The 24,963-nt window shown below is 60.4% G+C and carries 23 protein-coding genes; 12 read left to right on the top strand and 11 right to left on the bottom strand.

Annotated features, from left to right (window positions below):
• Positions 1–7: 7 nt before the first annotated feature.
• Entirely contained in the window at positions 8–763 is a 756-nt protein-coding gene (locus NKF25_RS06405) for a sugar phosphate isomerase/epimerase (RefSeq protein WP_253225869.1), read from the bottom strand.
• Positions 764–1,411: 648 nt separating this feature from the next.
• Here NKF25_RS06405 and NKF25_RS06400 point away from each other — a divergent pair.
• The gene (locus tag NKF25_RS06400) at positions 1,412–1,708 is read left to right on the top strand and encodes a hypothetical protein (RefSeq protein WP_253225868.1); all 297 of its coding nucleotides are present in this window, start codon (positions 1,412–1,414) and stop codon (positions 1,706–1,708) included.
• On the opposite strand, the gene NKF25_RS06395 is transcribed toward NKF25_RS06400, so the two are convergent.
• A complete protein-coding gene (locus NKF25_RS06395; protein WP_253225867.1) occupies positions 1,692–2,555 on the bottom strand; it encodes a peptidoglycan recognition family protein in 864 nt (287 codons plus the stop codon). The genes NKF25_RS06400 and NKF25_RS06395 overlap by 17 nt on opposite strands.
• Before the next feature lie 57 nt (positions 2,556–2,612).
• A complete protein-coding gene (locus NKF25_RS06390; protein ID WP_253225866.1) occupies positions 2,613–3,407 on the bottom strand; it encodes a glucosaminidase domain-containing protein in 795 nt (264 codons plus the stop codon).
• A gap of 258 nt (positions 3,408–3,665) precedes the next feature.
• Between NKF25_RS06390 and NKF25_RS06385 the strand changes: the two genes are divergently transcribed.
• A complete protein-coding gene (locus NKF25_RS06385; protein ID WP_253225865.1) occupies positions 3,666–4,826 on the top strand; it encodes a mandelate racemase/muconate lactonizing enzyme family protein in 1,161 nt (386 codons plus the stop codon).
• 15 nt (positions 4,827–4,841) lie between these two features.
• On the opposite strand, the gene NKF25_RS06380 is transcribed toward NKF25_RS06385, so the two are convergent.
• The gene (locus NKF25_RS06380) at positions 4,842–5,465 is read right to left on the bottom strand and encodes a TRIC cation channel family protein (RefSeq protein ID WP_253225988.1); all 624 of its coding nucleotides are present in this window, start codon (positions 5,463–5,465) and stop codon (positions 4,842–4,844) included.
• 201 nt (positions 5,466–5,666) lie between these two features.
• Between NKF25_RS06380 and NKF25_RS06375 the strand changes: the two genes are divergently transcribed.
• Positions 5,667–6,095 carry a DoxX family membrane protein gene (locus tag NKF25_RS06375; RefSeq protein ID WP_253225864.1) on the top strand — a complete coding sequence of 143 codons (429 nt, stop codon included), beginning with the start codon at positions 5,667–5,669 and terminating at the stop codon, positions 6,093–6,095.
• A gap of 114 nt (positions 6,096–6,209) precedes the next feature.
• Here the strand turns inward: NKF25_RS06375 and NKF25_RS06370 are convergent, their stop codons facing one another.
• The gene (locus NKF25_RS06370; protein ID WP_253225863.1) at positions 6,210–7,385 is read right to left on the bottom strand and encodes a cytochrome P450; all 1,176 of its coding nucleotides are present in this window, start codon (positions 7,383–7,385) and stop codon (positions 6,210–6,212) included.
• A gap of 353 nt (positions 7,386–7,738) precedes the next feature.
• On the opposite strand from NKF25_RS06370, the gene NKF25_RS06365 reads away from it, so the two are divergent.
• Positions 7,739–8,341 (top strand): TetR/AcrR family transcriptional regulator, encoded by a 603-nt coding sequence (locus NKF25_RS06365; protein WP_253225862.1) that lies wholly within the window; start codon positions 7,739–7,741, stop codon positions 8,339–8,341.
• Between the two features lie 65 nt (positions 8,342–8,406).
• Positions 8,407–9,612: a cytochrome P450 gene (locus NKF25_RS06360; protein WP_253225861.1), complete on the top strand. Its 1,206-nt coding sequence runs from the start codon at positions 8,407–8,409 to the stop codon at positions 9,610–9,612.
• Between the two features lie 90 nt (positions 9,613–9,702).
• Here the strand turns inward: NKF25_RS06360 and NKF25_RS06355 are convergent, their stop codons facing one another.
• Positions 9,703–10,032, bottom strand: coding sequence for a thiamine-binding protein (locus NKF25_RS06355; RefSeq protein ID WP_253225860.1), 330 nt, complete (start codon positions 10,030–10,032; stop codon positions 9,703–9,705).
• A gap of 215 nt (positions 10,033–10,247) precedes the next feature.
• On the opposite strand from NKF25_RS06355, the gene NKF25_RS06350 reads away from it, so the two are divergent.
• Both NKF25_RS06350 and NKF25_RS06345 read left to right on the top strand, forming a co-directional pair.
• The gene (locus tag NKF25_RS06350; protein WP_253225859.1) at positions 10,248–11,852 is read left to right on the top strand and encodes a Na+/H+ antiporter NhaC family protein; all 1,605 of its coding nucleotides are present in this window, start codon (positions 10,248–10,250) and stop codon (positions 11,850–11,852) included.
• A gap of 87 nt (positions 11,853–11,939) precedes the next feature.
• On the top strand, positions 11,940–12,863 hold the full coding sequence (locus NKF25_RS06345; RefSeq protein ID WP_256487370.1) for an NAD(P)-dependent oxidoreductase: 924 nt from the start codon (positions 11,940–11,942) through the stop codon (positions 12,861–12,863).
• Positions 12,864–12,957: 94 nt separating this feature from the next.
• Here NKF25_RS06345 and NKF25_RS06340 read toward each other — a convergent pair whose 3' ends face one another.
• Positions 12,958–13,785, bottom strand: coding sequence for a DUF6159 family protein (locus NKF25_RS06340; RefSeq protein WP_253225857.1), 828 nt, complete (start codon positions 13,783–13,785; stop codon positions 12,958–12,960).
• Between the two features lie 138 nt (positions 13,786–13,923).
• On the opposite strand from NKF25_RS06340, the gene NKF25_RS06335 reads away from it, so the two are divergent.
• Positions 13,924–14,289, top strand: a complete 366-nt coding sequence (locus NKF25_RS06335; protein ID WP_066147181.1) for a methylglyoxal synthase — start codon at positions 13,924–13,926, stop codon at positions 14,287–14,289.
• A gap of 39 nt (positions 14,290–14,328) precedes the next feature.
• On the opposite strand, the gene NKF25_RS06330 is transcribed toward NKF25_RS06335, so the two are convergent.
• Positions 14,329–15,672, bottom strand: coding sequence for a glutamine synthetase family protein (locus tag NKF25_RS06330; protein WP_253225856.1), 1,344 nt, complete (start codon positions 15,670–15,672; stop codon positions 14,329–14,331).
• Between the two features lie 172 nt (positions 15,673–15,844).
• On the opposite strand from NKF25_RS06330, the gene NKF25_RS06325 reads away from it, so the two are divergent.
• Both NKF25_RS06325 and NKF25_RS06320 read left to right on the top strand, forming a co-directional pair.
• On the top strand, positions 15,845–16,945 hold the full coding sequence (locus NKF25_RS06325) for an amidohydrolase family protein (RefSeq protein ID WP_253225855.1): 1,101 nt from the start codon (positions 15,845–15,847) through the stop codon (positions 16,943–16,945).
• 343 nt (positions 16,946–17,288) lie between these two features.
• Positions 17,289–17,609, top strand: coding sequence for a cupin domain-containing protein (locus tag NKF25_RS06320; protein ID WP_253225854.1), 321 nt, complete (start codon positions 17,289–17,291; stop codon positions 17,607–17,609).
• Positions 17,610–17,788: 179 nt separating this feature from the next.
• On the opposite strand, the gene NKF25_RS06315 is transcribed toward NKF25_RS06320, so the two are convergent.
• Both NKF25_RS06315 and NKF25_RS06310 read right to left on the bottom strand, forming a co-directional pair.
• Positions 17,789–18,166 (bottom strand): hypothetical protein, encoded by a 378-nt coding sequence (locus NKF25_RS06315; protein WP_253225853.1) that lies wholly within the window; start codon positions 18,164–18,166, stop codon positions 17,789–17,791.
• Between the two features lie 105 nt (positions 18,167–18,271).
• Positions 18,272–19,753: an orc1/cdc6 family replication initiation protein gene (locus tag NKF25_RS06310; protein ID WP_253225852.1), complete on the bottom strand. Its 1,482-nt coding sequence runs from the start codon at positions 19,751–19,753 to the stop codon at positions 18,272–18,274.
• Between the two features lie 656 nt (positions 19,754–20,409).
• Between NKF25_RS06310 and NKF25_RS06305 the strand changes: the two genes are divergently transcribed.
• The gene (locus NKF25_RS06305) at positions 20,410–21,393 is read left to right on the top strand and encodes an LLM class flavin-dependent oxidoreductase (RefSeq protein WP_253225851.1); all 984 of its coding nucleotides are present in this window, start codon (positions 20,410–20,412) and stop codon (positions 21,391–21,393) included.
• Between the two features lie 427 nt (positions 21,394–21,820).
• Positions 21,821–23,323 (top strand): aldehyde dehydrogenase family protein, encoded by a 1,503-nt coding sequence (locus NKF25_RS06300; RefSeq protein WP_253225850.1) that lies wholly within the window; start codon positions 21,821–21,823, stop codon positions 23,321–23,323.
• 296 nt (positions 23,324–23,619) lie between these two features.
• Here the strand turns inward: NKF25_RS06300 and NKF25_RS06295 are convergent, their stop codons facing one another.
• Positions 23,620–24,855 carry an amino acid ABC transporter substrate-binding protein gene (locus NKF25_RS06295; protein WP_253225849.1) on the bottom strand — a complete coding sequence of 412 codons (1,236 nt, stop codon included), beginning with the start codon at positions 24,853–24,855 and terminating at the stop codon, positions 23,620–23,622.
• Positions 24,856–24,963 lie beyond the last annotated feature (108 nt).

Genomic DNA, 24,963 nt, shown 5'->3' with positions numbered 1-24,963 from the left:
CGGACGATTACGCGCTATCGAGCAGTTCACCGACGCGAATCGCGCTCGATTCCAACGTTGCTGCGGGGTTCTCCGTCAACCCGTTTTCGTGGATGAGCCACTCGGCACCGGTATCGTCGGCCGCCCGAACACACGCATCGAGGTCGAGGACACCCTCCCCGAGATCGACGTGCAGCGTGCCATCGTCGCCGGGAACCGTGTCGGTTAGGTGGACGAGCGAGATGTCGTCGGCGTATCGATCGAGATACGAAAGCGGGTCGACGCCGCCGAACCGAGCGAGTCCGACGTCGAACTCCAGTTCGAGGCTGTCGCTTTTCCGCGCGACGAACTCGTCGTACGCGGTGGCGGAGTCGCCCTCGATCGCCTCGAACTCGTACGCGTGGTTGTGGTAGGACAGTCGGAAGCCGTCGTCCGCGAGTCGGTCGGCGAGTTCCGAGAGGTGGTTCGCGGTCTCGGCGATGGCCGAGGTGGAATCGAAACCGTCCGTTCCGTACGACGGGACGACGATTCGGTCACAGCCGACCGTCCCGTACTCCGAGACAACGGTGTCGTACTCCGACTCCAACGCGTCCAAGCCGACGTGCGCACCGACCGGTTCGAGGCCGGAGTCGTCGAGTGCCGTGGCGATGGTTTCCGGTGACTGGTCGTGGAACCCGGCGAATTCGACACCGTCGTACGTCGTCTCGGAGACGCGGGAGATGGTTTTCGTGAGCGGTTCGTCGAGGTCACGGAGCGTGTAGAGTTGAATCGCTGGACGGATCATTCAGCGTGCCATCCGTGGGCACGCCTCATAATCGTATCGACAACACGTGGACGAAATAACGGTCGAACCATCGGGAACCGAACAACCGCGAATAATCGGACGAGAGGCAAAGCAGGTGAGAAAGGTAGAATAGGTAGGATAGGTAGGACAGGTGAGCAAGAGAGGATAGGAATAATATCTGGGATAGGCGAGGTAGAACAGATGAAATGTGGAGGATAGATAAAATAGATGGAGCCGTTGGGATAGCTGAAATCGATAAAATAGGTTGGATAGGTAGAATAGGTAGCACAGGTAGAGTAGGCCACATGAGATAGGTGGGGAAGGGGAGATAGGAACGAGAGCCGAGATAGACAGAATAGTCGGAATAGGTAGTTTGCGTAGAATAGTACCAATAGGTGAAACAGGGAAGAGAAGACACGGGGGATGGATGACACGCGAGGAGTCAATGACATCACGGTATCGGAAGTATAGGAGGGGTAGACGGGATGAGGCATTGGAATAGGTAGGATAGGTTGGAGAGGCATCAGATGAGACAGTGAAGGAGAACACAGCGGAATGGCAAGGGATGGACAAACGAAATGAGGGTGAAGAGAAGAAGAGGTGGGCCAATTAGGATAGTTGGGATAGGTAGTCAAGGTACAATAGGTGATGCAGGTGGTGACAAAGAGGGAGGAAAGCGCAGGTCGAGAGAAGGATGGATGGGGGAACGTAGCTGGAGTAGCTAAAATAGGTGAAAGAGGTAGGAGAGGTGGTAAAGGTGGACAAGGTGAGCGAGGTGAGATAAAAGAGATAAAAACGGTAGAAATTATAGCTGAGGCACCTATTGCACGGGAGGGTGTCGTTTCCAATGGACGAAGGATGTCGATAAGTGTGATCTTCGACGACGGTCGCAAAAATCAGCGAACTCCGGGTTTTTCGCGGGACGATTTTACAGGAGACTCATAAAGTAGTCCCACTCCCACCCGCTGCCTGGGTCGGTGTGATGGCTTGCGCCACCGCCGACGCTGGGGTTGTCGGGGTCGGGAACCTGTTCGTGGCCGATGATACCCGATCCGTTGGCCGGATCCGCCGGAGCGACACCCGTCGGATGGGATTTCGGAATGCCGTACTCCTCACACGCCCAACTCACGATGGAGGCGAGGTTTTGATACAGTTGGTCGGGATGACTTTCGGACGCGTAGCCCTCGTTTTCGAAGTTGAGGCCTGCGCTGTTGTAATCGTAGTTCCCGGCGGCGTAGGAGATGTCGTCGTCGTACACCATCTGGGTGATCTGTCCCGAACTGTTGCCGACGACGTAGTGGGCACTCACGCCGGAATCCGGATCGTTGAACACGCTGATGCCACCCTCGTACGATCCTTGGATAGTGTGGATGATGATCCAGTTGATGTCGCTCGCCGTTCGGTTCGCCGCCGCGTAGTTGCCCGACGCGGCTTGGTCGAACGTCACCGATGGTTTGGAACCACCGCTACCACCGCCCCCGGTGGACGTGAGGTAGCGTTCGACCGACCAGCCCCACACGTCGCGGTCGAGCCAGTGGACGCCCCACCAGGTGTACCCGTCCTTGTCGGTGGGACCGTTCATGATCTCGCCGACCTCGCCGTCGTTCACGGTGGCGACGATGGTCTGATCGGTTCCTGGTTGTTCTCGGGTGTTCAATGCAGTCGTCGCTTCGACCTCTTCGCCGTCGCTGAATGCGGCCGCCGAACCACTCAGTGCGATTGGGATGCCGATGCCTGCCGCGCCGGTGCCGAGGGTCTTGATCGCGGATCGTCGATCGAGTTTTCGTGTCATTGTTATCGTTGTTGCCGTTGTTGCCGTTGTTGGATGAGAACCGGTGAGTTGTGAGTACTATGCGTCGGTGAGGTAGCGTTCGACCGACCAGCCCCAGACGCCGCGGTCGAGCCAGTGGACACCCCACCAGGTATAGCCGTCCTTGTCGATGGGACCGTTCATGATTTCACCGACCTCGCCCGCCGAAATCGTGGCGACGACGGTCTGGTCCGTACCGGGCTGTTCTCGGGTGTGCAACGCCGTCGTCGGTGCCACCTGATCACCGTCGGCGAAGCCGCCGCTTCCGCCGTCGCCGCCCGAGGGAAGTTCGGCGGCGATGTCGTTCATGATGTCTGCGATCTTCTCCGCCCACTGGTCGTCCGACGCGTAGTGGACGTTCATCCCGCGCAGCGTCGAACCTTCGTAGTACGTCCCGTCTGTGGAGAGGTACTCCTCGTCGACGTACGCCATCACTTGGCGGACACACTGTTCGAACGACGCGTATCCGTCAGCACACTCCGCCGGACAGATGTCCCGCGCGTCGAAACCGTAGATGTTGTTCTTCTCCTGTGCGATGTTGCTCCGCCCCCACGCTGATTCGAGCGCTGCGTGGGCCGCCATGTACACCGCGTTGATGTTTCGATTGTTCTGGACGTTGACCCACGTGTCGCCAAGCCCGACGAGCGGACTCCCCGGCGACACCGAATCGACCGCCGAGTCGAGTTGGCTACCGGAGATTCCGACGGTCTGCCGAAGGTCGCTGTCTATCGTGTAGGACGCGGCAGTCGTCGTGCCGCTGAACGCCAGACCGCTCACCGTGGTGAGTCCGGCGACACTCGCACCTTTCAGGAACCGCCGTCGATTGGGTTTCATGATCCAGCTGTGATTCGAAGTCCGAAATTAATTAAATTAACGGCTGTTAGCTATATATTAATATGTTTTCCATACTTGTCGACGCCTAGTTCGATGATGCGGATTTATCATCACCGGCTATGAGAGATATTCTATGGCATACCAGTATCCGAATACGGAATGTGTCGGTTGGACCGTCACGTCCTCGAAAGCGGGGCACGGTAATGATGCATCTAGAAGCGAATTTTCACAGACTCACGCGGTGATGATTTCCTCTCCATGAAGATCACGGATATCGAAGCGGTCGCCGTCAACGTCCCGCTCGTCCCGTTCGAAGACGGTGGCATCGGACCCTACGTCACGAATCACAACTCGCTGACGGACATGGACCGCGTCCTCGTTCGGGTGGACACCGACGAGGGAATTTCCGGATGGGGAGAGGTTCGCGTGTTCCTCACGCCGGAAGCGACCGTCGCCATAATCGAGGAGGGAATTCGCCCGCTCGTCGTCGGCCAGTCCCCGTTCGAACTGGAAAAACTCCGGCGACAAGTGTTCATCGAGTACGCCAACGCCGACCCGTTTTTCGCACCAGTCGAAGTCGCCTGTTGGGACATCGTCGGCAAGTCGCTCGAAAAACCGATTTACGAACTGCTCGGCGGGTGGACGGCACCGAACCAGACGGAGACGAGACACCGGGAACATCAGGGGGAGTACGGGGAGGATCACGAGGTTGAAATCGCGTACTGTCTCGGAATCCTGTCGCCCGAGCAGTCCCGTGAACGCGCCGCCGCCGTGCACGACGAGGGATACTCCGTGCTGAAGACGAAAGCCGGGCGGGACTGGAAGGAGGACGTCGCCCGTATCGAGGCGATGCACGATGCGGTCGATGGCGAACTGGAGTTCCGTCTCGACCCCAATCAGGGGTGGACCACCGACCAAGCGATCCGCGTCGGTTCGATGCTCGCCGACGCCGGGATCTATCTCCAGTACATGGAACAACCGATTCGAGTCGATGCACACGAGTCCTTGGCCGGACTGAAGCGCACCGGACAACCGATCGGGCCGAACGAGGACACCTACATTCCCCACAACCTGCGGCGACTCATCGACGCAGGGGCAATCGACGTCGCCGTGTTGGATTTGACGCCCGCTGGTGGCATAGCGGGATTGCGGCAGCAGGCGTCCATCGCCGAGGACGCCGGATTTCCGATGGCACACCACTGCGCGTTCGACCTCGGGATCAGAACGGCGGCGATTCTGCACGCGGTCTACGGAATACCGGGCTTTTCGCTCCCGCCCGATTCGGTCTACTACGGTTGGGAGGACGACGTTATCGAGGACCCGTTCGACTGTACCGGTGGCACGCTCGACGTGCCACGGGGTTCGGGTCTCGGGATCGAAATCGATTACGACAAGATCGAACGGTACCGTATCAGCTGAGGATAGCGATCGTAATTACTGGCCTTCCTTCCTCTCCACGCCGAGTATCTGCACCGTCGGAAGCGACCACCCGTACGTGACCGCCGCCACCCGCGTTCCGACGGTCACCGCGGCGCACATCGCGGCGGCGGTATTTCCGACGCCGACACCGCCGAGGGCGGTGACGAGCCAATACGTGCCGCCGCCCAACACCGCGCAACTCGCGTAGAAATCTTCGAGCAGGATGAACGGTGACCGATTCAATAGCACGTCCGCGAGCGCGCCGCCACCGACCGCGTTGATGGTCGCGATGGCGACGACACCGAAGCCCGAAACGCCGGTGTCGGTCGCCACGATGGCCCCGGTCGTGGCGAACGCGGCGAGGCCGACGGCGTCGGAGAGGAGCGTCACGGGATGATCGTCGGGGGAATCGAGCACGAGGGTCAGCCCGACCGCCAGACAGACGCCGAACACACCCAAACCGATCTCTATCGGGGACGTGAGCGCAAGCGGCACCCGATTCACGAGCACGTCGCGTGTCATCCCGCCTGCAAACGCGGTGGCGAGGCCGACGACGGTGATGCCGAACAGGTCGAACTCCTCGCGTATCGCCTTGGTCGCGCCGACCAGTGCGAAGGCGACGAGTCCGATGGTATTCATCACCGCAAACGGGCCGCCGAACAGCGTTCCGAGGATGTCCTGAACCACTGGTTTCCCGTAGCGGACTGTCCGTATTGAGCGCTCCGAATCGGTCGTTCACCTTGGGAGACTGATCGACGTGGGACGGTCGGGAACCGCGACGAAACTCGTCGTGGGTCGAAGACGGAACACTATTTTTGTCCGTCGGTCCGTACCCCCGGTATGAACGACGATGGCGATGGCGACCCGTCTCGACTCGAACGACCGCTGCTCTACGTGATGGGGCTGTTCTACACCATCGCGGGGGTGATGCATTTCGTCGTCCCGAAGGCGTACGCTCGAATCGTGCCGCCACAGTTCCCGAACCCTGTCGCGCTGGTGTATCTCTCCGGAATCGCGGAAATCGTCCTCGGAATCGGCGTGATGATTCGACGAACGCGTCGCCTCTCCGCGTGGGGAATCATCGCACTGCTGGTCGCCGTGTTCCCGGCGAACGTTCACATGGCGATGAGCGGCGAACTCCCCGATGCGGTTCCGGACTGGGCCGAGGACATCGCTCGGATCGGGGTGTGGGTCCGCCTCCCGCTTCAGGGCGTTCTCGTCCTCTGGGCGTGGTGGTACACGCGCACGACGCCCGAGACAACCGAATGACGAACGGGCTATGACCAACGGGGTAACGCCGTTCGAACCGCATAGCCGGTTTCGTCCGCTCGGTTGGTGGTTATCGACCGTTTCGACGGAACGAACCGATGGCGCAAGTGTGGTTCAAGTATAGAACTTCATCGGGAGGCGGTCGAATCCGTAACTGACCGGTGAGGTCACCGGGTCGACCGACTCCGAGAGGACTTCGATATCCTCGACGTGGTCGGTGACGGCATCGAGAATGATGTTCCCCTCCAATTTCGCGAGCGGGGCACCCAGACAGTGGTGCGGTCCGAACCCGAACGCGATGGGCCGATTCGCTCGCCGCTCCGGGCGGAACTCCTCGGGGTCGTCGAACACCGCCGAATCGCGGTTCGCGGATCCGATCCACGAGGTTATCTGCTCTCCTGCGGGAATGACCGTCCCGCTCAACTCCACCTCCTCCGTCGTCACCCGCCCGGAGAGCGATTGCACGGGGCCGCGATACCGGAGGACCTCCTCGAACGTCATCTTCGGATCGATCGCCCCGTCACGCAGGTCCGCGTAGTACCCTTCCTCGTCGAGCGTCCACAGCGCGTTGCCGACGGCGTGTGTCGTCGTCGAGTGACCGGCCAGGAAGAGGAAGATGCAGAACGAGACCTGTTCCTCCTTGGAAAGGGGTACGTCGTGCGAGTCGGTATCCGTGATAACCGAGATGAGGTCGTCTCCGCCCGTCACTCGACGCTCCTCGATGAGTTCCCCGAAGTACTCGCGCACTTCCGCGAACAGCTTTTGTGGGTCCCCCTTCGCCCCCTCCATCGCACCGGTCCATCGTTTGATGATGTCCCACTGGTCGGCCGGGATTCCGAGCAGACGGGAGATGGTACGCGCCGTGACGGGTGCGGTGAGTTCCGAGATTACGTCGATGTCGGGACCGCTGGCGAGCGCCTCGTCGAGTTGGTCGTCGGCGATGGCTCGAATCGACGGGCGGAGGGATTCGAGGTTCCCCGGACGAAAGTACTCGTCGACGATGCCACGGATGCGGCTGTGTTCGGGTGGATTCTCGTCCACCAGAACCGTACCGAGGGAGCCGAACGGGTCGAAATCCGACAGTTCCGCGGAGGAGAAGGTTTCGTAGTCCGAGAGCACGCGTTTGACGTCGTCGTAGCCGAATACGTCCCACCGCTCGCGCTCTTCGTCGTACCGAACGGGTTCGGTGCGACGCATCGTCTCGTACCACGGGAACGGGTCCATCCGTCGCTCGGACGGTTCGAGTCCTTTCGGAAGTCGCCTGTCGAGTTCGGGGTTCTGATTCGCCATAACTTGCTTAACGACCGTTCAGTAAAAGTCCTTTTGGTGGCCGATAGTCCTTCTAGCAGTCTCGAAATCAGAAGACCCTCGTGCCAGTATCAGTTCAACGAAACGTTTTTGCCACCAACTACCCATTCGGCGGATAGGGAAACAGTGATCTCCGGAAGTCCACCGTTCCGCGACATGTGGGCTGCTCGGAGTGTATCGTGGCAGTTTATCCGACGACGACATCGATATGCGTCCATACGGGGGAGACGGTGCGGGGACGTCCGTACGAGACCCTCCCGGTGGCCAACCGTCGCTTTCCGCGTGAAAATTCCGGTTCCGAATCACCCCGCACCGACAGCAACGTGAACACGACAATGTCCGAAGATACGATCGGAAACAGATGGAGCGAGTCCGAAGAACAGATCATGGAGGCGACACGGAGGGCGTTACTCCAGCACGGGTATGCACAGCTCTCGATTTCCCGGATCGCCGACGAACTGAACCAATCGAAGGCCTCGTTGTACTACCACTACGATTCCAAGGAGGACCTGTTGCAGTCCTTTCTCGAATTCACGATCGATCGACTCGAAGCCAATATCGATACCGATGACGAAGCCCCCAATCGGGAGCTCGAACAGCTCGTAGAAGCGCTTCTCCCCCTCCAACTGAGTGACGAAGAGAGCCAGCACCGGGCCGTGATGGTGGAACTTCGCTCACAGGCGGTTATGAACGACAAGTTCCGCGAGCAGTTCACGGAGATAGACGGCCTGATCGTGAAACGGGTCGAGCGGATAATCGATAGGGGAATCGACGAAGACGTGTTTCGAAACGTCGATTCCAGGCGCGTTGCGGAGCATATCTTCGCCACGACGAGCGGAGCGACGTACAACCGGGCGACGACCGACCGGAGCGCCGCGGTCGCGGCGGTTCGCGTCTCGTTGTTGTCGTACATCAACAACGAACTGATACGGGGGTGAAAACCGAAGCCCTCGGTGGGGGAGTCACCAAAAGGTCTATAATTTACCGAACGTTCAGTAAATTTGTGTCGTCATCAGATTCACCCGTAGGAAAGGGAACGCTTCCGAAAGCGATTCGCAGCCGAGAGGGACAACTGGAACCGTTCGAATGGTACGCCGAAATGCGGCGCGACTCCCCCGTTCATTTCAACGAAGAGCGACAGCGGTGGGACCTCTTCCGATATGAAGAGATAGACCGCATACTCGGCGACCACGAGGCGTTTACCTCGGATCGAAGTGTACTCGCGGACGACTCCGCGCGCGCATCGGACGAGGGTGGATCGATACTACAGACGATGATCAGCGTGGACCCGCCCGAACACGAGCGACTGCGAGGGTTCGTCAACGAACGATTCCAGCCGGGAACGTTGCGGGAGTATCGCCCCCGAATAGAGGAACTGACCGAGGAGTTGCTGGACGACATCGAGGGTGACGACCGAATCGATTTCGTCGATAGCTTCGCCGTCCCCCTGCCCGTCATCGTCATCGCCGAACTGCTCGGCATCCCGTCCGACCGACGCGACCAGTTCAAGGAGTGGTCGGATGCACTCGTCGCACGTTCCACGGACGGCACCGACATCGACCGAATCAGACGGGAGCGTCGGCAGGCACAGGAAGAGATGGGTCGGTATTTCGCGGAGTTGCTGGAGGAGCGCCGAGGGGGCGACGGTGACGACCTCATCACCCTCGCAGCGACGACAGAGGAACTGACCCAGAAAGAACGGGTCGGGTTCTGCATGCTGTTGCTTCTCGCGGGTAACATCACGACGACGAACCTCCTCACGAACGCCATCTGGTGTTTGGAAGAGAAAGGGATGATGGATGCGGTCCGAACGGGAGAAATAGACCGCAAGAAGGTGATAGAGGAGGTACTCCGCTATCGGTCGCCGATCCAATCGCTGGACCGAATCGCCCTGAAGGACGTGGAACTGAACGGACAGCAGATCCAGGCCGGGGACGTCGTCACGGGATGGTTAGGTGCCGCCAACCGTGACCCGGAACTGTTCGACGACCCCGAGGAGTTCCGCCCGGAGCGACGGCCGAATCGGCACATCGCGTTCGGAAAAGGGGTTCACTACTGTCTGGGCGCGCCGCTCGCTCGACTGGAGGCGGACATCGCGCTCGAAGCGCTTCTCGACCGATTCGAAACGGTCGAAGCCGATTTGACGGAGCTGCAACCGCTGAGCGGCCTGTACGGTCTCGAATCGCTCCCGTGCTGCTGCGAGAAATAGTCGCAGGGAGGCTACCGGCAGGGAACACGGCACACTGCCTCGAACACAGTGTACCGATTCCACCGATCGTTCACGTTTTATCTGCGGTACCTATTCCGCATCGTCATCCGAATTTCGAGCCGAGCGCCCGAGATGACGTTCGACACGCTCGACTTTCTCGCTCACGTCGAGCGTCTCCTCGCGGAAGTGGTCGATTTTGAGCGTCGTCAGCGTCCGTGACGCATCGACCGCTTCCGTGGCCGCCTGTGCGGCGGCGAACACCTCCGAGAGTTCGTCGGCTTGAATCGTCGTCTCCATCGGATGTGTCTCGTACTGAACGTCGAACTCCTCCAGTGCGTCTATCGCGTTCGCGATTTCCGCGTCGAAATCGGCGTTCGAATCGTCGAGCGGTGCGACAACCAGCATGGCCGTGACGGTCATGCCTCGACGTTCGTATTTCCGGACGATATAACCGGGTGGTCGGTGGATGGTTGGTGGTTGGTAGATGGTTGGTGGTTGGTAGATGGATGATGGATGATAGGAGGTATCCCGTCGTCACCACCGCGAGTTCCCGCTCAGCATAAAATTCAGAGAACCGGCCGGTTTATCAACATCGGCAAAAACCACTATTAACCCGTGATGTGAATGAGCATAGCATGCCATCGGATTTCGGAGCGCTATCACTGGTACCACCCGTCTTGGCCATCGTGCTCGCCGTCATCACGCGCCGGGCGATGCTGTCGCTCTTCATCGGCGTCTGGACGGGCGGCATCATCTACAGCGGAAACGTCGGCATCGCGAAAACGTTCGATTGGATAATCAACTCCATCGGGAACAGCACGTTCAACGCGAAGATCCTCGTCTTTACGATGCTCTTGGGGGCCGGAATCGCGCTCATCTGGCGGTTGGGCGGCGCGATGGCGATAACGCGGTTCGCCACGAGACGGATCGACTCCCATCGAAAAGTCGGGGTCGTGGGGTGGTTGCTCGGCCTCATCTGGAACTTCGACGACTACGCCAACAACGCCATCGTCGGCAGTTCGCTAAAGAGCATCGCCGACGAGAAGCGGATGTCGCGCGAGAAGCTAGCCTACATCCTCGATTCGACGGCCGCGCCGATGGCGACCATCGGCATCTCCAGTTGGGTCGCGTTCGAAATAGGATTGATAGCGGACCAGTACAAAAAGCTCGGAATCGCCGAACAGACCCCCACCGCGACCGCGACGTTCCTTCACAGCGTTCCGTACAACATGTACTCCATACTGGCGCTGGCGATGGTCGGCATCATCGTCATCAGCGGCCGGGATTTCGGCGAGATGCTGGACGCCGAAAACCGCGCACAGCGGACCGGCAACGTCATCCGCGACGACGCGAACCCGCTTCAGAACATCAAGGATGATCTGGGCAAACCGCTGGACGACGATGCTCCCCTTCGGACGTTCATCCTTCCCGTCTTCGCGCTCGTCGCCGTCGTCGTCGGTGGCGCGGTGATAATGGGGTACAGTCCCGGTCGGTCGACGATAGAGATGGTCAACAACACGAACATCGCCACCGCACTCGTCTGGGGGTCGTTCGCCATGGTCGCCACGGCCATCGCGTTGGCGCTCGGGGAGGGAATCATGACGCTCGACCAGACGATGGACACCATCCTCGACGGGTTCGGCACGATGCTTCCGGCGGTCAGCATCCTCGTGTTGGCGTGGTCCATCGGGTCGGTGGCGTCGGCGCTCGGGACCGGCCAGTACGTCACGCAGTACGCATCGGGAACGGTCTCGTCGACGGTGCTCCCCGTCGTCATCTTCCTCATCTCCGCCGTCATCTCCCTCGCCATCGGCACGTCGTGGGGAACGATGTCCATCATGACTCCCATCGTGATTCCGCTGGCGTGGAAAATCGGTGGCCATTCCCCCGGATTCATCGCCGTCTCGGTCGGCGCGATGTTCAGCGGTGCCATCTTCGGGGACAACTGCTCGCCCATCTCGGACACGACCGTCCTCGCATCGACGTTCGCCGGATCGGATCACATCGATCACGTTCGCACGCAGATGTACTACGCGTTCACCGTCCTCACGGCGACGGCGTTCCTTTACCTGCTGTACGGACTTACGAGCGTCGGCCCGCTCGTACTGCTCCCCATCGGCCTCGTGACGCTGATCGCACTGGTGTACGCGTTCTCCGGTTTGGACGCTTGGCGCAAGGACATCTCCCCGAAACCGGCATCGAGCCAGTCGCCGAATCGGTCCGTTACCAGCGACGACTGACCGCCCGACGACCGAACGTCGGTACCGGAAATCACCACGGGGTCGAAACCCGAAACCATCCGATTCGCCGTTACCCCCATAATTTTGCTGTCGCACACAAACCAACAAACGATGACAGGGAAGACTATCGGCTTCATCGGACTCGGAATCATGGGCAAACCAATGGCGAAGAACCTCATCGACGAGGGATACGACGTCGTCGGGTACAATCGCTCACAGGAACCGGTTGACGAACTCGTCGAGTACGGCGGTTCGGCGGGCGATTCCCCGCGCGATGTCGCGGAACGGGTCGACGTCGTCATCACGTGTCTGCCGGATTCGGCGGTCGTCGAGAAAATCGTCCGGAGCGACGACGGTATCCTCGCGGGAGTGAGCGAGGGCATGACGGTTATCGACATGTCCACGATTTCGCCGACGACGACCGAAGAACTCGCCGCAGACATCGCCGAGAAGGGCGCGAGCATGCTCGACGCGCCGATCAGCGGCGGCGAAGTCGGCGCGATCGAGGGAACGCTCTCCATCATGGCGGGCGGTGACGAGGCGGTGTTCGACGAGCAGATGGATCTCTTCGAGGTCATGGGCGAGACGGTTACCCACTGCGGGCCGAACGGCGCGGGCCAGACGACGAAGGCGTGCAATCAGATCGTCGTCTCGGCACAGATGGTCGGCGTCAGCGAAGCCCTCGTCTTCGCGGAAAAAGCGGGTGCGGACCTCGAAGCCGTGATCGACGCGATCAGCGGCGGTGCCGCGGGGTGTTGGACGCTTGACAACCGCGCATCGCAAATGATCGAGGGCAACTTCGATCCCGGCTTTTTCGCCTCGTATCAGTACAAGGACCTCCGAATCGCAACCGACGCCGGTGAGGAGTTCGGCGTCCCGCTCCCACAGACGTCGGTCGCACACGAACTGTATAAATCGATGGAGACCACGGGACGCGGCCGTGACGACAACTCCGGCGTGATGCAGGTCATCGAGGACCTCGCGGGAACGGAAGCGCGTATCGACGACTAACTGCCTCATCGACAAACAGCGAACCGTATCGACCGGTTTCTCTCGCAGTCAGCCACTCCTCGTCGTATGAGCGATGTCGATGGGAGTCGGGTGGTTACTTCGAGGGGAAGACGCTGTCCGGTTTTCGACCCGTGAACGGCCCGACCTGTTCCCCGGTCGTGGCGTACCGATAGAGTGCGGTTCGTGCGATCATGCCGACGACCTGTGAGACGACCATCGAAGCGACGAGCAACACGAAGCCGACGGTTCCGAGGGCGTACGCCAGGAGTCCGGCGGCGACGAAATACGCCCAGCCGAGACAGACGAGTCCGACCAGTGCGACCGGAAGGAACACGAGCGAAACGCCCAGCGACGCGCTGACGCTCTCGCCCCACGTGTCGCGGAACGCGGCCCCGCTTTGGCGTAACATCGGACGAAGGGCGTCCGTATCTTCGAGCACGATAACGGGGACGACGAAGAACGTCAGTAACGACCACGCGAGGTCGAAGATCAATCGTGCGAGGCTCCCGAGGGGACCGAGCTTGTCGTCGATGATGTACAGCACGGTCCCGAGCGTCGCCGCGGCCACCGACCACAGGGCGATCCGCCATCGAACTCGCCACGCGGCGGCGAGCCCTTCTCGGGCGGACGTTTCCTCGCCGTCGAAGTATTTCGCCGCACAGTGGACGACGGCGGCGTTGAAGAACACGCCGACGCTTGACGAAACGGCCAACCCGACGAACACGGCCACGTACTGAAGGAAGTCGCTTCCGAGCACGTCGCCGAGGATGCCGTAGTAGAGCAACACCCCGGCCACGGCGGCGAACGCGCTCCCGACCGAAAGAAGGCTCAGGAGCGGAAGGATCGCGAGGGAGGGATTGTCCCGGAAGACGTCGACACTGTCGTCAACGATGGAAAGTCCGCGTCGAAATCGTCCAGCCATACAATAAATATTGTATTGAGAGAATATAAGCTTTGTAGACACGACGGAGACACGTCTCGGCGACGCGTTCGTTTTCGTCGTCGCTTTCCGGTCGGGTGACGACGTAGCTTGAAGATGTTCCCGGTTGTACCGGCTCACATGCAGATTGCGCTCATCGCACACGACGAGAAGAAACCGGAGATGGTGGAGTTCGTCCGGCGGAACATCGACCAGCTTTCGACCGCCGACTGCATCTCGACCGGGACGACCGGCCAGCGAATCAATGAGGAAACCGACCTCGTCGTCGAACCGAAGGAGTCCGGTCCGCTCGGCGGGGACATGATGATCGGGGCCGCGGTCGCCGCCGGAAACTGTCACGCCGTGATATTCCTCCGAGATCCGCTGACCGCACAGCCACACGAACCGGACATCAACGCGCTCCTGCGAGTGTGCGACGTTCACGACGTTCCCCTCGCGACCAATCTCGCGAGCGCGAACGCCATCATCGACGAACTGGTCGCGTGAGGCCGGTCGTTCCTGGCGGGAAACGATAGGGATTGACGTTCAGTAGAGCCGCGTGTAGGTGTCCACGTCCCAATCGGTGACTGCGGTCGCCGCATCGGTCCACGTCGCGCGCTTCACCGCGACGTACGTCCGATGGAGGTCGTCGCCCATCGCGTCCGAAAGAACCGCGTCGGCTTCGAGTTCGTCGATAGCCTCGCCGAGCGACTGCGGGAGCCGTTCGATACCACGACGTTCCCGCTCCGATTCGGAGAGGCTCCCCGGATCGATGTCGAGCGGTTCTCCCGGGTCGAGGTCGCGCTCGATGCCGTCCCGCCCCGCGGCCAGGACGCCGAGGAGCGAGAGATACGGGTTCGCGGTGTTGTCGGCGGCTTTCAGTTCCAGACGAGTGGTCGCCGCGGCGTTCTCCCACTGTGCGGATGGAATACGCACCATCGCCTCCCGATTGTCGAGCCCCCACGCCGTGTACGCCGACGCCCACGAGCCCGGTTGAAGTCGCTTGTACGAGACAACCGAGGGTGCCGTCAGCGCGACGAGCGCCCTCGCATGGGCGAGCACGCCACCGACGAACCGCTTACACGTCTCCGAAATCCCGTACGGCGACTCGTCGTCCGGGTCGTGAAACGCGTTCTCCTCCCCGTTCCAGAGGGAGAGGTGGAGATGGCACCCGCTACCCGCGTGGTCGGGAAACGGTTTCGGGGAGAACGTGGCTCTGCTATCGTGGTTTTTCGCCACCGCCTTCACCGTCTGTTTGTAGAACGCGTGGTCGTCCGCCGGGGTGAGGCCGTCGCCGGGTTCGATAGCGATCTCCTGCTGGCCTGGGCTGTACTCGGGGTAGTACGTCGCCATCTCGATCCCCTGGGCCGCGAGATCATCGACGATTTCGAGGACGATGTCGTGGGCGCTCTGAATCCCGTCCGCCGTGTAACAGCCGCTTCGGTCGAACGGTTCGATTCCCGCCGCCGTTTCCCGGACGAGATACCACTCTGGTTCGAACGCGGCGCGTGACCGATATTCGAATCCGTCGAGAAAGCCGCGAAGCCGTGATCGGGGATCGATCTCCCACGGCGTCCGGTCGAGTCGATGGATGTCGCACATCATCGCCGCGGCGCGTTCGGCGTACGGGAGAGTTCGAAAGGTGTCGGGGTCCGGGACGAGTCTGACCTCCCCGACGCGCCCCAACGGCGCATCCTCGGTGGGGTAATCGAGGTCGGTGAACGCCTGTTGGGCCTGCGCGATGTTCGCGCCGGAGGCGAAAACGTCCTCGACGTTCGCCGCGTTGACGACCCGACCGCGTTCGACGCCCGCGTTGTCGACCCAAAGCAGTCGGACGAGTTCCACGTCATCACCCGCACAGATGTCGATGACCTCCGATTCGGTGGGCATGATCCATACAATCTACCACGGCAGCACACGTCATGGTTTCTACCAGTCGTGAGGGCAGTCGGTCGAGCGTGGAAGCACCGAGACCGTCTGCGACGGTGGCGTTTACCGATGCCGTCAGCGACGGTGGCGTTCCGGTGGCAACGGCCTTGTATCGCGGGGTGGATGAGTTCCCATGGACCTCCGGGAGCAAATCGAGGGCATCGCGCTCGTCGACAACCACGCCCACCCCATCGAAGCGCTGTCCGCGGAGACGGTTCAGGAATCGTTCGCGGGGTACTTCACCGAGGGCGACCTCTCGCCGAGACACGCCCGACAGACGCTCAACTATCGGGCCGCTCTCGACCTTTTGGATGAACTGTTCGAAGGCGAGACCGAAGACGAACTGCTCTCTCGACGCGCCGCCGTCGACCTCGAATCGTACAGCCGCGACCTCATCGACGGAACGAACACCGAGAAAATCCTCGTCGATGACGGGTTTCCCGACACGTCGCCGGACGACTTTCGCGCGTACACGACCGCGACGGTCCACCCGCTCCTGCGAATCGAACCCGTATTGGAGGAGCTACTGGATCGACACGACTCGTTCGCGGGCGTCGAGCGGGCGTTCGAGGACGCGATAGACGACGCGCTCGCCGACGATTACGTCGGATTGAAGACCATCGTCGCGTACCGAAGCGGCTTGGCGGTCGGGAATCCGAATCGTAGCGAAGCCAGGACGGCGTTTTCAAGCGTCAGAGACGGCTGGTCGGGACGGATTTCGGATCCGACGGTGCTCGACTATTTCGTCCATCGGGCGAGTACGCTGGCGGCGGAACGAGCGGTTCCGATACAGTTCCACACCGGATTCGGCGATTCGGATGCGCATCCGCGACGGGTCGATCCGACGCTCCTCTCCGATTTTATCGCCCAGCATCCGTCGGCGAAGGTCGTCCTTCTGCACGCGGGCTACCCCTACGTCCGCAAATCCGGATACGTCGCATCGACGTTCGACAACGTTTATCTCGACCTCTCGCTCGCCATCCCGTTCGTGCAGCACGGCTGTGAGCAGGTCATCGAGTCGGCGTTCGAACTGGTACCGATGACGAAGGTGCTGTACGGTAGCGACGCCTGCTCGGTCCCCGAACGATACGTCCTCGCCGAACGACGAACGCGGGATGCGCTCGCGACGGTTCTCGAAAGCCTGGTCGCCGACGGGTTCGTGAACGAAGCGTACGCCGCGACGGTCGCTCGGAACATTCTGCGGGGGAACGCGGAACGGTTGTACGACCTCTGATTCGGCCCCATTACCACACATCACCACGTACTAATCGCCGAACGGAGGACGCTGAATTGGTCGAAAGTAGACGCGGGTGCGGGTTACTACAATGAGATTTTTAGCTTCCGGAACGCGTTTTACCGTTCCGGTCCTTGGTAAAGATACGCTCTCACAAACCCGGCACGAACCGCCTGTCCGGCGCCATCACCGGCATTGCACCCGTGCTGATTGTGAGGGCACCCCGCTTTCCTTACCACTTCAACCGCATCCAGTGGCTACAGTACTGATCACGGCTCGTCATCGATTGGTAGCTCTTCGTCGGGCGGGAGAACTTTGCTGGAGGAGGGAGTAGTGGTTTGGGATGGCACACACGAAAGTCAACTATCGAGACGTGGAATCGGTGGGCGACGGAATGCACTTCCTCCGGGACCCGCTCGGGTGCGAGCAGTTCGGCATGACGGTCCTCGAATGCGAGCCGGGATGGACCGGAAAGGAGCACGCTCACGTCGACCGCGAGCACGAGGAAGTGTACCTCCTACTGGACGGGGAAGCGACCGTGACCATCGATGGCGAGGACGTGACGATGGAAAGCGGCGACGCGCTACGGGTACCACCGGAAGCGACCCGCCAGATACACAACGGCGACACCGAGTCCAAGTTCGTCCTCGCCGGAGCACCGTGAAAAACACGTAGCCAATCCCGTCTTCGGCCCGTTTTTGGGCGGATGCAGATCAGAGCTATTTCAGATAGTCACCTATTGCACCTCTTGTTAAAATTGTGCCTATTGTAGGAGAGGCACCCATTTTACAAATCACACCTATTCTACCTATTGTGTATGTTGAAGGGTTGTGGCGTCGAATTTCAAAGGTCGTCGGGGTCAAGCGCGAACCGAACCCGCGCGTTCGTCGGCTTTCCGAGCGTCAGTTCGACGCAGGTTTCGGCGAGGATTCGACCGCCTTCGACGGGAACCCCCCACGTGTCGAATCGGAGGTACCCACGAATCGCGTCGGCGTGCGTGTAGAGGTCCAGATATCGTATCTCGTGCTCCGGAAATTCGCTGGCCGAGTGTGCCTGCTCCATGTCGGAGTAAATCGTATCGACGCCGTCGAAGAACGCTTCCAGACGGTCGGCGTCCTCTCGAGTCGTCTCGACGATGGTGTCGGCGACGGCCGCGATTTCGGAAGTCGATAGTCCACCGGTTTCGCGGAGGGCGTCTTGGGTTCGCTGATCGAAGTGCATACGACTCCCGTAGGAAGTCACGGCTGAAAAATCCGGTCTCTCGTTCCCCGTCCTCGCGGGCGGAAACGTTCGTACGTCGGTCGCACGGGCTACGCATCCGACGCTTTATATCGGGTCCGTGCCGGAGTTCAGCGCCTTCAGCACGATCGCGGGGTCGCGGTTTAGCGAGTGCACCCGATAGCTCCCTTTTTCGTAGCCGCCGCCGGTGTGACGGCTTTCCGTGATGCCGAGGAACGATTGCTCTTTCAGCAGTCTGGAGACCCGATCCCACGAGATCGGGGCGGAGCCCTCGTTCTTACAGACGGTCTTGTACGCGGAGTAGATGTCCTGTTTGGCGAACTCCTCTTCCTCGCGGTTCATCGTCAGCGATGCGAGCGCGACGAGGATGTGTTTCACGTGCGGGGTGCTTCCGGACACCAGTTCGGCGAACCGGTCCGCCTCGGCGCGCTCCATCGCGCTGTCGATATGCTCGCCCAGCACTTCCGACGTGCCCGACTCCTCGGCGATCGCGCCAGCATAGCGGAGGATGTCGATCGCTTTCCGAGCGTCGCCGTGTTCCCGCGCAGCGAGGGCGGCAACCTTCGGGATCACGTCCTCGGACAGCACGTCTTCGTAGAACGCGTCGCGGCGATTTTCGAGGATGTGGCGGAGTTGGTTCGCATCGTACGGATGAAAGACGAACTCGCGGTCCTGCAGCGACGAATCGACGCGTTCGCCGATGGTCTCACGGTACTGAATCTTGTTGCTGATGGCGATGATACCGACGTAGGAGTTCGTCTTCCCCGTCTCTTCCGCTCGAGAGAGCGTCATGAGGATGTCGTCGTCGCCACCGAGTTTGTCCACCTCGTCGAGGATGACGATGAGCGAGCGAACCTCGTGTTCGTCGAGCATATCCCACAGGTGGCGGAAGTACTCGGCGGCGCCGATTCCTTTGCGAGGGATATCGAAGTCGGGCGCGAGCGTATCACGGACCCCGAGTGCAAGTTCTCGTGCGGCACGGGTTTCCGTATCGTCGTTCGAGCAATCTATGTACTGATAGATGAGATTGACGTCGTTGCGGTGTGCCCTGTCCCGAGCCTCGCGAGCCATGTGTTTCGAGACGAGCGACTTCCCGGTTCCAGTTTTTCCGTACAACAACAGATTCCGTGGAGGTCCGCCACGGACGGCGGGGCCGAGTGCTTTCCCGACCGCTCGAATCTCGTCGTCACGCCCGATGATTCGGTCCCGGTCCGGAACGTAGCCGACTCGTAATAACTCCTCGCGCGCGAAGATATCACCGACAGCGAAGGGGTCACCGAAATCGTCTTCGTTGGTGGTACTGGGACTTCTGGAATCGTCGAGTCCGTTATCGTCGTCGTTTCCGTCATGAGCGTCGTTTTCGTCGTTTTCGGCGCTCTCGTCATGAGCGTCGTGAGCGTTGTTATTGTCGAACCCGTAGTCGTCCTCGCCGTGACTGTCGTCGTTACCGTGGTCGTACCGCTTTGATGACGCCGATTCGCCGCCGAAATCCCGTAGGTCACCCTCCCTATCGGCGTCGGGAGAGTCCGATTCGCCGTCCAAGTCCTCGTCCTTCTCCGCGTCGGTCATTACGTTATGTGACCGAGTGGCATAAAGATAAAACTACCGACCTCAGACCGAGTGAATTGTGTGAAATCCTCGTTTGTCCGGAACGAGAACGTGTTTTCAGGGATTGTAATCGTATAGCCCCCCACCCCCCATACCGAGTGAAATGGGGTTCGGAGGGGTGAAGGGGAATGACGGTTGCACGGGGAGGAGTATATAAAAGGCGAGCGGTGGTAGCATCGTCTCTTTGTAAATTGTTCCTAGAACACTTCTTCTAGTTGTTTAGGAAGTAACCTAGTTGTGTTGTTTACCTATATAGTAAAATATATAATATACGCGAGAGAGGAGCGGGAAAGACGCCGCTAGAGAACCGTTCTCACCTTCCGCTTTCACGTTGTCTCCATACCGTTTACCGTCGTCTTTCACTCGGTTCGAGGGGTGTCCGCCGCTTGTCAGCCAAACGTCTGACGCCATTCGAGGGGGGTACCTCTTCGAACCATTTCACTCGGTTTGAGGGGTGGGGGTGCTCGTTCTTCCCATTCGTTCGTGTATTTCCGAATTCACTCGGTGTCCGGTGTCCCCCCGTTGTCTGCCATTCACTCGGTTTGAGGGGTGGGGCCTGACTGATTTGGTCGAGTCTACCCTACCGATTTTTCATACGCCACGGCGTGCGATAGACCATGCCAACCGATCTACTGTTGCCCCAGGTGACCACCCTCGATCATACCGAGATTAGCGTCCGTGCCGAGTCGCTCGGCTACGACGGCCTCTGGCTCGGCGAACTCTGGGGAACGAGTTCGGTCGTCCAACTCACCGACATCGCAGCCCACACCGACACCGTCGAGCTTGGAACGGCGATCGTCAACGTCTTCTCGCGGACGCCCGCCGTACTGGCGATGACCGCGGCGACGCTCGACGAAGTCTCTGACGGTCGATTTCGACTCGGCGTCGGGACGTCGACCAAAAAAGCCATCGAGGACCTTCACGGGATGAAATGGGATGATCCCAATCCTGTTCGACGGGCGCACGAAACCATCGAATTGACTTCGAAATTCCTCGGCGAGGACGGTCGTGTCGAATACGACGGGGAAATCTTCACCGTTCGGGATTTCCCGTCACTGGACGCCGACGTACCAATCTATCACGCCGCGCTCGGACGGGCGAACCGTCGGGTCGTCGCACGGCTCTGTGACGGCTGGATTCCGCACAACATCCCATTTCCGGACCTCGATGAGGCGTTCGCGTACATCGCCGACCAAGCCGAGGCGGCCGGTCGTGACGATTCCATCGACGTTGCACCGTACGTACCCGCCGCCGTCAGTGACGACGTTGCGGCGGCCAAGGACGCCATCCGGGGTCACGTCGCCTACTACGTCGGCAACGGTCGCGGCTACGAGCAGGCGGTCGCCCAGCGGTTCCCGACGGACGCCACGGCGGTCGCCGAGGCGTGGCGGAACGGTGACCGCGAGGCCGCCGCCGCGAACGTCACCGACGAAATGGTCGAGGCGCTCGGCGTCGCGGGAACACCGGAACGGGCTCGAGAGCAGTTCCGAGCGGTCAGCGAAATCGACTGCATCACGCGACCGATAGTGACGATTCCGAGCAACGCCGACGAAGGAATGGTCGAACGGACCATCGACGCCTTGGCACCGTCGAGCTACTGACTTTCCGTACCGCGGAAACACGCCCGGTTGTCCGAGGTACGGACCGGGTTGCTATTTTCCGATCTAGATTTTCGGCACGGAGATGGAAATCGGGTCGCTACCGGGACGACTGATACGGTTCCGTCGAGTGAAATCGGACAACTGCGGCTGTTGCCAATGAATAAACTGTATTCCGCGATATAGAGTCTGTCCGGAGAAGAAGACTAGAGATAAAGGATAAAGCCACCGCTCTCGACTAGTTTCGGGCGAGCTATCAAAACCGTTCCGGGCGAACTAACTTTCATCGTCATTCCCGTTTTCATCGTCACCCGTACGGGTCGTCTCGACGGCGAAGAAAAGCGGTCCGACAGCGAACTGTGGTACTATCTCCTTCAAACAATCGGGCAGTTTTCCAAACCTTCATGTTCCGATCGTTCCATGCTATTACATGGCACAAGCAAGCCAGTCACGGTACAGTATCGACTCTGACTGGGACAGGTTGTACATCGGCGGAGAGTGGCGGGAGAGCGCTGGCGGCGAAACGATTCCCGTGGAAGACCCATCGACGAGGGAGAAGGTCACGACCGTCCCTCGGGGGACGGACGACGACGTGAATGCGGCGTACGATGCGGCCGTCGAAGCGCAGGACGAATGGAGGGACACCTCGCCAGCGCGGCGCGAAGAGTTGGTTCGGAACCTCCTTCGGACGCTTGAGGACCACAGCCAAGCGATAGTCGAACTGCTCGCTACGGAGGGTGGTGGGACTCGAGGTATGGGCCAAACCTCTGTTCACCTCACCGTTGATCAGATCGCCGAGGCGCAGACGCTGCCACGTCGAATGAAAGGCGATCACGCCACGTCGAACATCCCCGGTAAGGAAAACCTCCTCGTACGGAAACCGTGCGGCGTCGTGACGGTCATCTCGCCGTGGAACTATCCGCTGAACCTTTCGGCTCGCGCGGTCGTCCCCGCGGTCGCCGCCGGTAACACCGTCGTGCTGAAACCGGCGACGAACACGCCCGTCGTCGGCGGACTCCTGTTCGCTCGCTTGTTCGAAGACGCCGGGTTCCCGCCAGGCGTCCTCAACGTCGTCACCGGCCGAGGGTCGGAAATCGGGGACGCCGTCGCGAGCCACGATGCCAGCGACGTGGTGTCGTTCACCGGTTCGACGGCCGTCGGTCGTCGCGTCGCCGCAGCCGCCGGGGAGAACCTGGCGGAGATGGCGTTGGAACTCGGCGGCAACAACGCTCACATCGTCACTGCCGAGGCGGACCTCGACGCCGCTATCGACGCCGCCGTATTCGGCTCGTTCACGCACCAGGGACAGGTGTGTATCTCCATCAACCGCCACCTCGTCCACGAGGACGTGTACGACGAGTACGTGGAGAAACTGACCGAGCGCGTCGAAGCACTGCCCGTGGGAAGCGCGCACGACCCCGACACGGTCATCGGCCCCATCATCGACGAATCACAGCGCGACGAGATGCTGGAGTACGTCGAGCGAACCGTCGAAGCGGGGGCGACCGTCGAGACCGGCGGTGGAACGGTCGCACTCGACGATGTCGAGGAGTCGCTCGTCGTCGAACCGACGGTTCTCTCCGGCGTGACGAACGACATGCCCACCGCGTGTAACGAGCACTTCGGCCCGATCGCACCGGTCATTCCGTTCGCCGACGTGGACGAAGCGGTCGAACTCGCCAACGCCACCGAATACGGGCTGTCAGGATCCGTCCACGCTGGCGACGTGGGAACCGGCAGCCGAATCGCGCGGCGGCTCGAAACGGGAATGGTACACGTCAACGACCAACCGATCAACGACGAGGCCCACGTCCCCTTCGGCGGGACCGGTGCGTCGGGCGTCGGCGGTTACAACACCGACGACTTCCTCGATGAGGTGACCGAAACGAAGTGGATATCGCTCCAACACGAACCGCGTGAATACCCGTTCTAACCGCGGATAATCACAGCTGGACGTTTTTTATTTTCCAACGGAATCAAACGGAATCACGTATTTTCGCACGATATCGCTCCCGCTCTCGCTCGATACTGTCGTCTCCCGGGAGAATCGAAATCGACGGGATACGACTACGAGAGTGATTTTCCCGATGGCCACGGTCGGTGAACTGCCAACAGTAACGAGTTGTGAACTGCTGAAGAGCAACGGTCGGTGAAGTCGAAGAGAATGGGTGGTGAACTGCTAGTAGCCACTGCTCGCCTGCCCGTCACCGAACCGAATGACGGTCGTCGTTAATGTCCGAGCGGGTAGTTGAGTTTTCGGAACGCTTTGCCGTCCGTTTTTGGAGAGACCAGGTGCTGGTCGCCGTCGATCCACTGTCCCATCGCACTGGTCCATCCTTTCGGACGGCCGACGTCATCGAAGCTGAACTCGCCGCAGACGGTCTTGTACGAGGTGTTTCGAAGTGCATCCCGGACGGCCGATTTCTTCGTGCTGTTGGCGGCGCCGAGCGCCTGCTCGGCGACTTGCGTCAGGTTGTAACACGCACCGGTCATGACGGGTGGGAGGTTACTCTTTTTCGCGTCGTACTTGTCGTAGTAGTCGTTCTCCATCTTCTCGTTGCCGTTCCCCGTGAGGCCGGGAACCCACCCGGGAGCCATGACGACGTTCCGTCCTGCCTCTCCGAGCGCGTTCCACCAGCCTGCGGTGTCCGCTGCCCGGGTGAGCTGGACGAACTTCGGGCTGAACGACGACTGGTTGATCTGCTTCATCGCCGTGATGCCGCCGTCCGGCGCAGGTGTTCCGAGGAGGATTTCAACGCCCGCCTGTTTCGATTGGGAGATGAGGGTGCTGAAGTCGCTGGCGTGGAGTTGGTGTTTCTTGCGAAGTACCGTCTTGAAGCCCGCCTTCGTGAGCGTTTCGTCCCACATATCGGCCATCTCGATGCTCCAATCGGTGTTCGGAACCCACAGTCCGACTTTGGTTGGTCGTTTCTTCTCGGGAACGAGTTCGAGAACGGATTTCGTTCCCTTGACGTGGTCGCTGCTCTTCGGGAACGGAACGTTCGTCCACTGGTAGTTCTGTTCCTCGTGGAGTTTGTCGTCGGAAAACGCCACCGCGAGCATCGGAATCTCCTCCTGCTCGGCGACGGCGGCCGTTGCCGTCACGAGAACGCCCGCAAAGCTTCCCCAGATCATGTCCACGTCGTTGTTGCTGATGATCTGCTTGAGCTTCTCGCGCACCATCTGTGGGTCGCTCTCGTCGTCTTTGACGATCATCTCCACGTTCTTCCCGTGGAGGCCACCGTTGTCGTTGATTCGCTCGATACCCAACTCGTATCCACGGTGAAGATCCTTCCAGATGGCGGAGAACGCGCCGGTCTTCGGAAGTGTCGTCGCGATGGTGAACTTGTTCGAATCGCCACCCGAACTGCCTAGATCTCCGAGACATCCTGCGACGCTCGTCAACCCTGCGACGCCAGCGGTACCGCTCGCCTTGATAAAGGTACGTCTATCTGAGCCTGTCATCCTTCATGTCACGAGCCAAAATTACTCCAAGGATATATAATGTTTATTATTAATAATTCGACAGGTTCCGGAGCGACCGGCGTTCGTCACGACTCGAAAGCGTCGGTC

It is taken from the genome of Haladaptatus sp. AB643 (genome assembly GCF_024136975.1).
Classification (GTDB): Archaea; Halobacteriota; Halobacteria; order Halobacteriales; family Haladaptataceae; genus Haladaptatus.
Note: the sequence above shows the minus strand (reverse complement) of the source record. Positions and strands in the feature narration are given on the sequence as shown.